Source organism: Haloferax chudinovii (assembly GCF_042663345.1).
In the GTDB taxonomy this organism is placed as follows: domain Archaea; phylum Halobacteriota; class Halobacteria; order Halobacteriales; family Haloferacaceae; genus Haloferax; species Haloferax chudinovii.
Map to the genome: position 1 here is coordinate 472,861 of NZ_JBHTAB010000002.1, position 13,257 is coordinate 486,117.

The 13,257-nt window shown below is 64.7% G+C and carries 13 protein-coding genes; 7 read left to right on the plus strand and 6 right to left on the minus strand.

From position 1 onward, the window contains the following. Positions 1 to 108 precede the first annotated feature (108 nt). Positions 109 to 1,590 carry a tripartite tricarboxylate transporter permease gene (locus ACFQI8_RS06610; RefSeq protein WP_390243554.1) on the minus strand — a complete coding sequence of 494 codons (1,482 nt, stop codon included), beginning with the start codon at positions 1,588 to 1,590 and terminating at the stop codon, positions 109 to 111. Continuing rightward, positions 1,590 to 2,105, minus strand: coding sequence for a tripartite tricarboxylate transporter TctB family protein (locus ACFQI8_RS06615; RefSeq protein ID WP_390243555.1), 516 nt, complete (start codon positions 2,103 to 2,105; stop codon positions 1,590 to 1,592). The genes ACFQI8_RS06610 and ACFQI8_RS06615 overlap by 1 nt, the downstream gene beginning before the upstream one ends. A gap of 295 nt (positions 2,106 to 2,400) precedes the next feature. Here ACFQI8_RS06615 and ACFQI8_RS06620 point away from each other — a divergent pair, with 295 nt between their 5' ends. Beyond that, positions 2,401 to 3,048 (plus strand): MBL fold metallo-hydrolase, encoded by a 648-nt coding sequence (locus tag ACFQI8_RS06620; protein ID WP_390243556.1) that lies wholly within the window; start codon positions 2,401 to 2,403, stop codon positions 3,046 to 3,048. Positions 3,049 to 3,271: 223 nt separating this feature from the next. Here ACFQI8_RS06620 and ACFQI8_RS06625 read toward each other — a convergent pair whose 3' ends face one another. Further along, positions 3,272 to 4,315 carry a zinc-dependent alcohol dehydrogenase gene (locus ACFQI8_RS06625; RefSeq protein ID WP_390243558.1) on the minus strand — a complete coding sequence of 348 codons (1,044 nt, stop codon included), beginning with the start codon at positions 4,313 to 4,315 and terminating at the stop codon, positions 3,272 to 3,274. Between the two features lie 237 nt (positions 4,316 to 4,552). Here ACFQI8_RS06625 and ACFQI8_RS06630 point away from each other — a divergent pair, with 237 nt between their 5' ends. The 3 genes from ACFQI8_RS06630 (at position 4,553) to ACFQI8_RS06640 (ending at position 7,446) form a co-directional block, all read left to right on the plus strand. Further along, a complete protein-coding gene (locus tag ACFQI8_RS06630; RefSeq protein WP_390243560.1) occupies positions 4,553 to 5,563 on the plus strand; it encodes a Bug family tripartite tricarboxylate transporter substrate binding protein in 1,011 nt (336 codons plus the stop codon). 197 nt (positions 5,564 to 5,760) lie between these two features. Next, positions 5,761 to 6,450, plus strand: a complete 690-nt coding sequence (locus ACFQI8_RS06635) for a 4-carboxy-4-hydroxy-2-oxoadipate aldolase/oxaloacetate decarboxylase (protein WP_390243561.1) — start codon at positions 5,761 to 5,763, stop codon at positions 6,448 to 6,450. 222 nt (positions 6,451 to 6,672) lie between these two features. Continuing rightward, entirely contained in the window at positions 6,673 to 7,446 is a 774-nt protein-coding gene (locus ACFQI8_RS06640) for an IclR family transcriptional regulator (RefSeq protein WP_390243563.1), read from the plus strand. A gap of 60 nt (positions 7,447 to 7,506) precedes the next feature. Here the strand turns inward: ACFQI8_RS06640 and ACFQI8_RS06645 are convergent, their stop codons facing one another. Continuing rightward, positions 7,507 to 8,403, minus strand: a complete 897-nt coding sequence (locus tag ACFQI8_RS06645; protein ID WP_390243564.1) for an NAD-dependent epimerase/dehydratase family protein — start codon at positions 8,401 to 8,403, stop codon at positions 7,507 to 7,509. 330 nt (positions 8,404 to 8,733) lie between these two features. On the opposite strand from ACFQI8_RS06645, the gene ACFQI8_RS06650 reads away from it, so the two are divergent. Both ACFQI8_RS06650 and ACFQI8_RS06655 read left to right on the plus strand, forming a co-directional pair. Further along, a complete protein-coding gene (locus ACFQI8_RS06650) occupies positions 8,734 to 9,402 on the plus strand; it encodes a type I 3-dehydroquinate dehydratase (RefSeq protein ID WP_390243565.1) in 669 nt (222 codons plus the stop codon). A gap of 569 nt (positions 9,403 to 9,971) precedes the next feature. Then, a complete protein-coding gene (locus ACFQI8_RS06655) occupies positions 9,972 to 10,646 on the plus strand; it encodes a type I 3-dehydroquinate dehydratase (protein ID WP_390243755.1) in 675 nt (224 codons plus the stop codon). Positions 10,647 to 10,721: 75 nt separating this feature from the next. Here the strand turns inward: ACFQI8_RS06655 and ACFQI8_RS06660 are convergent, their stop codons facing one another. Together ACFQI8_RS06660 and ACFQI8_RS06665 are read right to left on the minus strand one after the other, a co-directional pair. Beyond that, positions 10,722 to 11,672 (minus strand): homoserine dehydrogenase, encoded by a 951-nt coding sequence (locus tag ACFQI8_RS06660; protein WP_390243567.1) that lies wholly within the window; start codon positions 11,670 to 11,672, stop codon positions 10,722 to 10,724. Continuing rightward, entirely contained in the window at positions 11,669 to 12,202 is a 534-nt protein-coding gene (locus ACFQI8_RS06665) for an amino acid-binding protein (protein ID WP_390243569.1), read from the minus strand. Before ACFQI8_RS06665 ends, ACFQI8_RS06660 begins: the two co-directional genes overlap by 4 nt. A gap of 568 nt (positions 12,203 to 12,770) precedes the next feature. On the opposite strand from ACFQI8_RS06665, the gene ACFQI8_RS06670 reads away from it, so the two are divergent. Then, positions 12,771 to 13,217: an ester cyclase gene (locus ACFQI8_RS06670; RefSeq protein ID WP_390243571.1), complete on the plus strand. Its 447-nt coding sequence runs from the start codon at positions 12,771 to 12,773 to the stop codon at positions 13,215 to 13,217. Positions 13,218 to 13,257 lie beyond the last annotated feature (40 nt).

Genomic DNA, 13,257 nt, shown 5'->3' on the forward strand with positions numbered 1-13,257 from the left:
CACGCGTCGAGAGCGCCGGACGGTGCGCTGTTCGGGTGAAGACCACGGGACGAAACCAGACGGGGGAACGAACGCGGCGTGAGAAAGGCGACGAGGTCCGCGGCGTCGTTACGCGCGAAGCGAGCGCACGGTGGGGAGCGCAATCGCGCCCAGACCGAGCAGGATGATGACGAGGGCGATGGGGCTCGTGAGGAAGATGGTCGGCGAGCCGCCCGAGAGGACGAGCGACCGGCGGAGGTTCTCCTCCGCGATGGGCGCGAGGATGAGCCCGAGCACCATCGGAGCCAACGGGTAGCCCCGGAGCCGCATCGCGTACCCCAGCACGCCCGCACCGAGCATTATCCACGCGTCGAAGACGTTGCCGCGGAGGGCGATAGCTCCGATGACACACAGCACGAGGATGGCGGGCCAGATGTGGGACTTCGGGATGTTGATGAGGCGCGCCCAGTAGTTCGCGCCGAGCATGCCGAAGATGAGGATGAACACGTAGATGAGGAGGAACCCGACGAAGATAGTGTACAGCAGGACCGGCTCTTCCTGATACAGGCCCGGACCGGGGTTCACGTCGTGGACCAACAGCGCACCGATGAGGATGGCGGAGACGGAGTCACCGGGGATACCGAGCGTCAGCGTCGGAATCAGCGCGCCGCCGGTGCTCGCGTTGTTCCCGGACTCGGCGGCCGCGACGCCGCGGATGTTCCCCTCGCCGAACGACGGGGCGCTGTCTTTGAGCCAGCGGGTTGCCTCGTTGTACGTGATGAACGCCGCGATGTCGCCACCAGCGCCGGGAATCGCGCCGATGAACGACCCGAGAATGCCCGACCCGACGCTGACCGGCGCGATGGACCGCAGGTCCGAAACCGAGGGGAACACGCCGGTTATCTCCTGGTCGACGCGGTCGTTCCCGCTGTTGATGCCTTGGGAGTACTTGCGGAGTCCCTCGGCGATGCCGAACAGGCCGATCATGACCGCGATGAACTCGACGCCGGTGAGCAGTTCGGGGATGTCGAACGTAAAGCGGTGGAAGCCGGTCACGGGGTCGATACCGACCGTCGCGACGAGCATCCCGAACAGACCCGAGACCATCCCTTTGGTGAGCGAGTCGCCGCTCACGCTGGCGATGATGGTCAGTCCGAAGAAGGCGAGCGCGAAGAACTCCGGAGACCGGAACCGGAGGGCGATGTCGGCGATGACCGGCGAGAAGAACATCAGCGCGATAACGCTGATGACGCCGCCGACAAACGACGCGATGGTGCTCACGCGAATCGCGCGGCCGGCCTCGCCCTTCTGGGAGAGCGGGTGACCGTCGAAGATGGTCGCCGCCGCCGACGGGGTGCCCGGCGTGCGGATGAGAATCGCCGGAATCGACCCCGCGTAGACCGCACCGCCGTAGATACCCAACAGGAGAATCATCCCCTGACTCGGCTCCATCGTGAAGGTGAACGACAGCAGGACCGCGATGGTCATCGTCGCCGTCATCCCCGGAATCGAACCCATGAGGATACCGAGTAATATCCCGCTGACCATGAGCAGAAGGACGAACGGGTCGGCGAGGTTGACGAGCGCCTGAGTGATGTATTCGACGACCATCAGAAGGTCACCACCAGCGGAAGTTGCGGCAGTAGCCGCGACACCGGGATGACGCCTTCAGGCAGGCGCACGAGGAATATTCGGGCGAAGATGTAGAACAGCGCGATGGGGAACCCAATCGACAGCGCCGCACCCAGCAGTTTCGACCGGATGTTCGAGTAGTAGAGGACGACCGGCATGAACAGCATGGTCGACACGAGGAACCCTAAAACCGGCATCAACAGGACGTATCCGACGAGGAACGCCGCGACGGCGGCCGCCGGTCTGAAGTCGAACTCCGAGATTTCGAGTTCCGTCTCGGAACCGGTCAACACGTCGATACCCGCGAAGAAGATGATACCGACCGACACCGCTATCGGGAAGAACGACGGCCCGACGCCGTCGCCCGACGGGAACTGGCTCGCGAAGAAGATGACGACGGCCGAAAACAGGATGAAGAAGACTGACAGCGGACTTGAACGAACGCTCTCCAAGCCGATTCTATCAAGGACGGCCCCGACTTTCTGAATGACCATTATTTGTTCTGCCTCGTGGTATGATACCAAGCAATCGTATGTAATAAACATATTGGTCTTTCCGCGCCCGCTCGGGGCTGAAAGTCACGATTTCGACACGAAGGCTAAGTGCGGGCGAGACTATCGGCCGGTCGCGGTCGGAACTCGCCGTCGGGAGTGGACGTTCGCACACGCCGAGGCGGGTCTCGGCGGGCGAGCGATACAGTAGTGAATCCGACAGCTCTGCCGTCGAGGGCGCCGCGTTTCGCGTCCATCGATAGAATTAACCAGCGTTACGAACTACCCTTCCATCGGAATGAGTGTTAGCAACGTCACCGAGGGTATCGACCAGATTCAGTTCGAACACGTCCGCGTCCTCGTGCTGAAGGACACGCCGGCGGGGAAGACGACGCTCGTCGACACCGGCTTCGACGAGGACGGCGACGAGTTAGTCGAGATTCTGGAGCGGGCGTACGGCGGCGTCGACCGCGTCATCATCACCCACGGCGACCACGGCCACCACGGCGGCCTCCCGTCGGTGATGGAGGCGTTCGACCCCGAACTCGTCGCGTCGGCCAACGAGTCGAAGCTCCACGAGGCCATCGACTACGAACCGGACGTGGCGTTCACCGACGGCGACGTGCTCGACGGGAACATCCGCGTCATCGAGGTGCCGGGCCACACGAAGGCGACGTCGGCGCTCCTGCTCGAAGACCGCGGCATCCTCATCTCCGGGGACGCCCTCGACGGGGCCGACCGCGCGGGCCTCCCCGCGGGGTATCTCCTCCCGCCGCCGGCGCTGTTCAACGACGACCACGAGGCCGCCGAAATCAACCTCTACGACCTCCTGCAGTACGACTTCGAGACGCTTCTCGTCTTCCACGGCTCGCACGTCTTCGAGAACCCCAAGGAGAAGCTCGACGCCTTCCTCGTCGAGCGCGAGTGGGACCCCCGGCCGGAGTGACCCCGCCCCGTCGAACCGAGCGACACCGGCGGCGTCACGCTCCTCGATAGCCCACCAACGGCATGCTTTTCCGACGACCGATCGCGGAGCGGCCGCGCCGTAAACGGCGTCCGACCGAGACACGAACGAGCGGAGTGATGAGTGACCTGTGTCTGAGAAAGACGGCGGTTGAGAGATGAATCGCTGAGCACAGTCGGATGCGAGCGAGACGAAATCGGTCGCGTCAGTCTCGAAGGACCGAAACGTCGAACACCGGCTTGCAGGTCTCGCCGGCGAGGAACGCCTCGAAGGCGTCTTCGGACTCGGTGAGCCGGAACCGGTCGTCGAGGAACGTGGCGTGGTCCACGTCGCCCGAGCCGATGAGTCGGAACGCCCGCTCGAAGTCCTCGAAGGTCGCGCCGTAGGTACACTGGAGGTCGACCTCCGCGCGGACGAGCGGCGTGTACTCCATCGTGGTCTCGCCGGTCTGGCCGACGAGGACGATCTGGCCGCCCTTGCGGACCTGCTCGACCGCCATCGGCAGTCCCGACGGGTGGCCGGTCGTGTCGAAGACCACGTCGAAGCCGACGCCGCCGGTCAGGTCGCGCTGGGTGGCGGTCAGGTCGTCTTCCTCGATGTTGACCGCGGGGTAGCCGAGTTCCTCTGCGAGCGGCAGTCGGTAGTTCGTGTCCCGACCGACGCCCGCGACGACGACTTCAGCGCCCTGCGAGGCGGCCACCTGCGCGCAGAGCAACCCGATGGGCCCCGGCCCGGCGACGAGCACTCGGTCGCCCGCCTTGACACGGGAGTTCTGAATGACCGCGCGCGTGCAGATCGCCGTCGGCTCGACGAGCGCCGCGTGTTTCGGTTCGACGTTCGACGGGACCGACTGGAGCGCTGACTCGGGGACGGAGATATAGCCGGCGTACGCCCCATCGAGGTCGATACCGGTCAGGACCGCGTCCTGACAGATGCTCTCCTCGCCGATCTGGCACTGGAAACACTCGCCACAGCCGCGAATCGGTCGCTCGACCACGCGCTCACCGACGGAAAACCGGGTGGCATCGTCGCCGCGCTCGACCACGCGGCCGGTGTACTCGTGGCCGATGATGGTCGGCGTCTCCATCCGCTCGAAGGCGGACTTGAACTTGTAGATTCCCGCGTCGCTCCCGCAGAGTCCGGCGTAGTCGACTTCGATGAGGACCTCGTTCGACGCCGGCTCGGGTGTCTCGACGTCGACGAGTTCCATAGCTCCGGGCTCTCGGCTCGTTTTGGCTAACCCGCGCATACATCTCCTTGAATACCGCCGAGGTATAAATCTACGCTCTTGGGGGAGAAGCTTGCGGGGTCGGTCGGCGGGGACCCGCGGCTCGCGGGGGCTGAAATCGCGGCGCGCGCGTTTCTCGGTACTACCCGGCGCTCGCGGCGGCACGAACCGCCCGACTGCACCGCGATATCGACCGTCGCGCCATATTCGGAGGGACCACAATGCTTATTGTATGGATTGTTCAAACATTCGGATACAATGGGAGACGACACCATTAGCAATCGGAGTGGACACAGCGCACTGAACAGACGGAACTTCATCAAGGCCGCCGGCGTCGGCGGAGTGGCGCTCTCTGCCGGCTGTCTCGGCAGTCTCTCCGGCGAGCAGGAGTGGCCCTCTCGGCCGGTCGAAGTCATCTCCCCGTGGTCGGCCGGGGGCGGGGCCGACCGGACCAGCCGCGCGGTCGCCGACGCGGCCGAGAACCACACCGAAGTCTCGTGGAACGTCAGCAACCAGACCGGCGGCTCCGGCTCGGTCGGGATGAACGCGGCGGCCAACGCCGAGCCCGACGGCCACACCATCGGCTGTACGGCCCCCGAAATCGCGCTGTTCGAGCACCTCGGAATCGCCGACCTCAGCCCCGACGACATCACGCCCATCATGCAGTACACCGAGTTCCCCGCGGCGCTCGTCGTCAGCGAGGACGCCGAGTTCTCCACGCTCGACGAGTGGATTACCTACGGGCAGGACAACACCCTGCAGATGGCGAACTCCGGGTTCGGCTCGTCGTGGCACATGGCGGCCGCCGGCATCGCCAGCGAGGCCGGCGTCAACGTCGAGCACATCTCCTATGAGGGAGCCGCACCGGCCATGACGGCCGTCGTGAACGGCGAGGTCGACTGTACCGCGGTCGGCGCGGCCGAGGTCGCCCCGCAGGTCCAAGACGGCGGACTGTCCGCCCTCGGCGTGGCGTTCGACCGGCAGGTCGAGGCGCTCCCGAACACGCCGACGCTCGCGGACCAGGGCCTCGACATCTCCATCGGCTCGTGGCTCGCGCACTTCGCGCCCGCCGGCATCGACGACGAGCTGAAACAACAGCTCGCCGACGTGTACAGCGCCGTCTACGAGGACGACTCGTTCGTGGAGTTCATGGAGAACAACAACTTCATCCGCGTCGAGCGCGGCCCCGACGAGCTCGCCGACTTCCTCGACCAGCAGTACGAGTTCTACGGCAACCTCGTCGACGAACTCGGCATCGAAGAGCAGTAACGCCGCACTCGAACTCCGTGCCCCGCGACTGACCGACTCACCACGCGACACCTACCTGCGCCCTTCTCCCTTTCGTCGGCTCTCACGTCACCGCGAGCGACGGCACTCCCGACCGGGGCGCGCCCGCGACCCCGGCGCGGACTGCAAGCGTTCGACCGACCGGTAGTTTAACGTGAATCGTCCGCATCGGGTCGTGTATGCACACGATAGAGCCCGACGTAGAGCGACCGGACCGCGAACTCGTCGAGGCGTTCGAGGAGATTCCGAGCACCATCGTCTCCGACGTGACCGGCAACGTCGGACTGACCATGGACGCCGGCCTTCGCCCCGCCTACGACGGCGTCGAGATGGCCGGGACCGCGGTCACGGTGAAGGCCGCGCCCGGCGACAACCTCATCATCCACAAGGCGATCACGCTGACCGAGCCGGGCGATGTGCTCATCATCGACTGCGACGGCTACACCGACACCGGCCACGTCGGCGAACTGATGTGCACCTCGTGTCAGGCCAACGGCCTCGCCGGACTGGTCATCGACGGCGCGTACCGCGACAGCCGGGAAATCGCCGAGATGGAGTTCCCGGTGTACGGCCGCGGCGTCAACCCGCAGGGGCCACTCAAGCAGGACCCCGGCTCCATCAACGTCACCGTCTCCGTCGGCGGCGTCAGCGTCGACCCCGGCGACATCGTCATCGGCGATGACGACGGGCTGGCGGTCATCCCTCGCGAGGGAGCCGAGGAGGTCCTCGACCGCGCCCACGAGAAGCTCAGCGCCGAGGACTCCGTCCGCGAGGAAGTCCTCGAGGGCGCGTACCTCTACGAACTCAACGGCTACGACGAGCTGTTCGAGAACCTGACCATCGTCGGTCCCGAAGACTCGGTTCAGTAACGCCACCGAAGACGCGGCGGACAGCGACTGCGAACGCCCCGACCAGTCCGCCCACCGACAGTCATGCCATCCGCGCGGCCCGCGTTTTTTCGCGAGAACCCGACCGACGACGAGCGACGCCTCGACACGTGACGCCGGTGGCCGAAGCGTTCGCCACCTCGAACTCCAACATCGTTGAAACGAACCGGTGCTATTAGGGACGCGGTGGCCCATCGTCGAGGCATGACGAACTCCACCGAATCGGGCTCGCGGCGGATACAGAGCGTCGAACAGGCGTTCGATATCATCCGATACCTTCGCGAGGTCGACGGCGCGACGCTGTCGGAGACCGCTGAGGACATGGAGATGCCGGTCAGCACGGCGCACATCCACCTGGCGACGCTCGTGGACACCGACTACGTCGTCAGGGTCGGAAGCGAGTACCACTGTAGCCTCCGGTTTCTGGAGATGGGAGGGTCGATGCGCGACGGGATGGCGCTGTACCGGGTCGCCAAGCCGGAGCTCGACGAACTGAAAGAACAGACCGGCGAGCACACCAACGTGACGGTCGAGCAAAACGGATTCGCCGTCCAGCTCTACAAGGCCCAGAGTCCGGAGTCCATCGACGACGACGCGCCGCTCGGCGACCACCTCTACCTGCACTCGACGGCGACGGGGAAGGCGATGCTCGCGGAGCGCTCGCGGGACGAGGTCGACCGCATCGTCGACCGCCGCGGCCTCCCCGCCCTGACCGACGACACCATCACCGACCGCGAGGCGCTCCACGAGGAACTCGAAGCGATTCGCGACCGGGGCTACTCCATCAACCGCGGGGAACACTACCCCGGCGTCTGCGCCGTCGGGACCGCCATCGTCTCCGAACCGGACGACGCCGTCGGTGCGATAAGCATCAGCGGCCCGATGAGCCGCATCGAGGACGGACGCATCGAAGAAGAGCTCGGCCCGGCGCTCCTGAACAAGAAGAACATCATCGAGCTGAAAATAAAGCAGTACTGAGCGAGTGGTCTCAGCGCCGTCGGGTGCGGTCGCCGCGCTCGGCGGCGGTTCCCTGTCGTCTCACTCGGGCGGGCTGTCCCACTCGGAGCCGTCGTCCGCCGGTTCGTAGTCGAGGACCGCCTTCGCGTGGTCGATGTCGAACCAGCGGGCCTCGTTGCCGCTCACGGCGTAGAACGTGTCGTAGGTGACCGACTCGTCTTCGAGACAGCATTCGAGCAGGTGCGCGAAGTCCCGCTGGGAGGTCCACGTCGCCTTGAGCCGCTCGACCATCTCCTCGTACTCGGTGCTCCCGCGCTCCCACGACCCGGTCTGCGACTGGTCCCACACCTCGCCCTCCTCGACTTTGTGCTCGTCGCCGCGGTCGACGCCGCGCTCCGCGTCGCCGTAGGGGTGGTCGTACCGCTCGGTCCGGACGCTGGAGATACGAATCGAGTAGACCTGATTCGGCGCGCCGTCGCGGCGGGCGTGCGTCCGACAGATGTGCTCGCCGAACACCTTCGAGGCCCCGTAGTAGCCGTCGGGTTTCGGGAGCGTCTCGTGGGTGAGTCGGAGGGGGTCGTACTCGCTGGGGTAGTCCTCTTCGTAGAGGTCGGGCGCGAGGTCCTCCTCGTACAGCCCCATCACGCGCTGGGAGGAGGCGTAGATGAGCTTCTCGACGCCGGCGTCCTCCATCGCCTTGAGGACGTTGTACGTCCCCATGATGTTCGGCTCGATGATGTCCTCGAACGCCGCGCCCGCGTCGGACTGCGCGGCGAGGTGGATGACGGCGTCCTGGCCGTCGAACGCCGGGCGAATCGCTTCGTACTCCGCGATGTCGGCGACGAACGTCTCGTACTCCGGATGTTCGGTCCGGTCGAGATACGTGAACTCGTACTCGTCGCGTTCCGCGAGGTGGTTGAGAATCGCTTCGCCCGCCTCTCCGAACGGACCCGTGACTAGGACTTGCTGCGTAACCATCGTTACTGAGGGATACGGAACTCCCCGATTTAAATCTTGGTGGCGGCGGTACGTCCGTCTCGGTCGAAACCACTGCCGCCGCTGACCCTCGGTTTTCGACATCGTTGAAACAGTTTCGACCTGTAAGACCATGATAATTACAGATATAAAGTTGTAATGTGTATCGGTGAAACCGCGTCGTTGACCGAGATTCCGCGCTCTCACACGGTTCCAATACTGTCGAAACGGCGGCGTGCGTGACTGTGTATCGGGTTTCGAGGGGCTGACAGGTAACGCCGAAGCGCGCTCGGCGGGGAACTATTTTTATACGAGTGCTTGGTACCCAGTTCCATGGCTGGGGACGCATACGCGCTGGCCGGAGTGACCGAGGCGCTAACCGAAGCGGTGGCCGCGGAGGGCATCGCGGACTACGTCGAGTTCCGGATGGACGGGGCGACCCACCCGCTCGACGCGCTCGACGACTACGACGGGTCGCTCCCGCTCATCGTCTCGAACCGGCCGGAGTGGGCCGGCGGCACCGCCGGCGAGTCCGACCGACTGGAGACCCTCGCGGCCGCCGCCGCGTTCGACGCCGTCGAGATGGTCGACGTGGAACTGCGGACGATTCGCGAGTGCGAGTGGCTTCGGGACGAACTGCGCGAGCGTGACGTCGAACGAATCGTCTCCTACTACGACCGACAGAGTACCCCTCAGGAATCAGAGTTGTCGAAGATAATGTCAAAATGCAGTGACTACGGCGACGTGGCGAAGCTCGTCGTCTCCGCCGAGGAGAAATCGGACTCGCTCGCGCTGTTGCAGTCGTTCAACGCCGCCTCCGAGGAGGGAGTGCGAGTCACCGGATACGCATTGGGTGATATCGGCCGCCACACCCGCGTTATCGGGGTTTTCTACGGTGCATCTATCGCCTATGCGCCCATCGTGAGCGACGAGCGCTCTCCGAACGACATCGACCTCGAAACGCTGTCGAACCTCCTCGAATGGGTCTCGTCGGCGCGGTGAACCCCGGAGGTCCACGCGTCGCGCTTCGACGCGGTCGTTCGCGCCGAAGCGGCCGGTGCGTCCGCGGTTATCGGCGGGGCGGCGCGTCTCGATTCGGAGATATCGCGGTCGAGTCTGCGACAGTACTATCAGGGAGATAGGAATAATTTTGATTTGTTAGGTTCTGTTCGAGATGGGTGCTGGCCGGCTGAGCATTGGTCGGACGAGGGACCGAACAACGGGTTCCGAGTGTCCACTCGCGGACCCCCCGTCCCAACGGATACCGACTCCGGGGTTCGTTCGGGCCGTCGGGGAACAGATGACCGCCCGTGCGGGTCGAACGCCGACGATTTCTTGGATGTATTCAAGTCGCCACCTCGTAAGCCTCGGCTCAGCCTCGATATCGTCGATGAACGTTCCGGAGAAACCGCCGAAAACGGCGTCTCGCACCGCCTACGAGGAGGTGAGAACTCTTGCGCCGACAGCTAACATTTATAGGCGATGGGGTGATAGGCGTTCACATGAAACTCGACGAGTCTGCACTGGCGGCGACAACAAACGACCTCACACGAGAGGTAGACGCACGAGGGGTGGCAGACCTCATCGAATTCCGAATGGACCAGGCGGACGACCCGCTCGAACAACTCGCCGCGTACGACGGCGAACTCCCGATAATCGCGACCAATCGCGCTCGGTGGTTCGGGGGAAAGGCGAGCGACACCGGACGGCTGGACGACCTGTTTTCCGCATCTCGGTACGACGCCGTGGAGTTCGTCGACATCGAACTCGAGACCGTTCGCGCCAAGGAGTGGCTGGCTCACGAGTTCCGCGAGAACGACGTTCAGCTCATCATCTCGCATCACGACTTCGAGGAGACGCCCGACCGCGACGTGCTCGACGCGATTATCGAGCAGTGCGCGGAGTTCGGCGACGTCGCGAAGGTGGCGGTGTTCCCCCAGAATCAGGGTGACACGCTCACGCTCTTGGAGGCCGTCAACGACGCGACCAACCGCGGCATCGACGTCGCCGGCATCTCCATGGGCGAAATCGGGAGCCACACGCGGGTCATCGGCCACCTCTACGGGTCGAAGCTCGGATACGCGCCCCTCCTCGCGGACGACAACGACTACGCGCCGGGGCAGATTCCGCTCGAAAAGCTCGCCTCGCTCATCGAACTCACCGAGAACGAGCACGTCGACGGACAGGTCATCGACACCATTCGGAGCGAGGTGTCGGTGCCGAAGGAACTGACGCTCTCGGACTGACGCCGGGGACCCTGCGGCCGCCCGCCGTCAGCAGACTCGTTTCATCTCTTCTCGCCGCGGACTCGGCCGCCGGGGTCAGTCGGCAAGTCGCTCGACGTCCGTCAGCACCGCGCTCGCCGTCTCGGGGCCGCCGGCCCCTTGGCCGGTGATACCCAGTCGGCCGCAGTAGTCGGCTTCGATTTGGACGGCGTTTTCCGTTCCCGACGGGGCGACCGCCGCGTTTTCGGGCACTAATCGCGGGCCGACGCGAACCGCGCCGTCCGCGACTTCGACGATGAGTCGAATCGTCTGGCCGTCCTCGGCGGCGAGGTCGAGCATACTGCCCGAAAGCTCCTGAATCCCGTCGACTTCGGCGTCGTCGAGCGTGTACTCCGTCTCGCCGTCTGCGAGGACGTTGGCGACGATGACGCCCTTGAGCGCCGTGTCCGTGCCGTCCACGTCGAAGGTCGGGTCGGCCTCGGCGACGCCGAGGTCCTGTGCCTCCGCGAGCACGTGTTCGTAGTCGAGTCCCTCGGCGGCCATCCGCGAGAGGACGAAGTTCGCCGTCCCGTTCAGCACGCCGTACACCGCCGACACGCGCGACGGGCCCACGTCCTCGATAGTCGAGAGGATGGGAAGCGCGCCGCCGACGGTCGCCCCGAAGCGGACGGTCCCCTCGCTTTCGGCTTCGAGCGCGCGCAGGTCGGCGTAGCGCTCTGCGACCGGTCCCTTGTTCGCGAGCACGACGTCGCGGTCGTCGGTCAGCGCCCGCTCGACGTGCGAGAAGCCGGGTTCGGCGTCGCCGAGCGTCGTCGGCGTCGCCTCCACCAACACGTCGTAGTCGGCGTCGAACACCGACTCGGGGTCCCCGTCGCCGACCACGCCGTCGGCGTGTTTCTTCGACAGCACCGCGTCGGCGTCGATGCCGTCGGCGTCGACGACGGCGCTTTCCGAGTCCGCGAACCCGGTCACGACGTGGCCGTGCTCGGCGGCCAGTTCGACGACGGCGCTTCCGACCGCGCCGGCACCGAGGACGCAGAGCCTCACGCGCGGCCCCCCACTGTCAGCGGCTCGACGAGCTGGAGGTCCTTCTCGTCGGTGATGTCGCGCATCGCCGAGAGGACGGCTTCGGTGGACCCCGATTCGGCGGCCAGTTGCAGGCGGGCGCTGGAGACACCGATAGAGCCCGCGGGCGCGGACAGCGAGATGTCGGTGACCGTCGCGTTCCGCGTCGCTTCGATCTGCGTCAGCGTGTCCGAGAGGTCCGTCTCGATGAGGTGACCTGAGAGGATGATGGTCAGGCGCTCGCTGTACCGCTCGGTTCCGGCCTGAATGACGTTGATGCCGGCCTCGCTCAGCCCCTCGACGATGTTGTCGAACCGGTCGGGCGTCGCCTCGATGTCGACCTCCACTGGAATGTAGCCGCGCGGGGTGACGTTGCCGCGCTCGTGGAAGATCGAGAGGAGGTTCCCCCCGTGTTCGGCGATGGGTTGTAACGAGCGCAGGAGTTCGCCGGGCTCGTCGACGAGTTCGAGTCGGAGCGTGTACGCCTGAACGTCGTTGCGGACCTCACTCATCCGCACAACACCGTACTACCGTGTCGTTCATTGTCGGAAATCGAGCGAGCACACCCATATACGTATTGCGTTCGAACGGGTCGGTCGCCGACTGCGACCGCGACCGTCGACCCGTCTGCTGTGAGAGAGTCATCACTGAGGGTTCGCCGTACGGGCGTCGGCCCGAAATGTACTCAGGTTCGCTACAAAGATTACCGCACCGAGACACCCTGCGCGGAGGGTAGTAGTGCAATTATTATGCACGACAAACGACGAGAACGATAAACCAGCCACAAGAGAGAATACGAAAATAGTCCAGATAGACCGGAATAAGATATAAAATTCTTATTCTATGGCCTTAATTGGTATATGAAATCACATTATTCATTTTTTACTTTGTGGACGTTCGTCGGCTATAGTCGTGAACGCCGCGAGTTGTGTCTTTATCAAACACAGACGGTTTCGAGACACTCCATTCCAGACGAACAATAGTTAACATCTCACACGGCGTATAAGCAAATGTATCCGCCGCCGACTGGAAGCGAGAGCCTGCCGTCCGCGGACGGGTGCGACAGAGGGAAACACAGAGATGGCATCAGCAAGCACACCGACACCGACGCCGACCGAAAACGAGCGAATCGCTCGACGCTTCCCGGAGGAAGTCGCGAGCGAGGGGAACATCGGCCTCATCGACGAGCTCTGCGCCGAGGACGTTCTCGACCACAGCCCGCTCGGCGAGGTCCGCGGACGCGACGAACTCAAAGCCCAGATTTCGGGGCTCAGAGAGTCGTTCAGCGACTTCTCGGCGACAGTCGAAGACGCGATTTCGGCGGGCGACACGGTCGCAATGCGCGTCACGCTCCGCGGGACCCACGACGGCGCGTTCATGGGCATCGAACCGACGGGGAAGTCCATCGAAGTCGGCAACATGGTGTTCACCCGCATCGAAGACGGCGTAATCGCCGAGCGGTGGGTCCACCCGGACATGCTCGGCATGCTCACGCAACTCGGCGCTGTCGAACTCCCCGAGGCGTGACCGACGCCGAAACGGATACGTTTCGGGCGACGAACGCGCG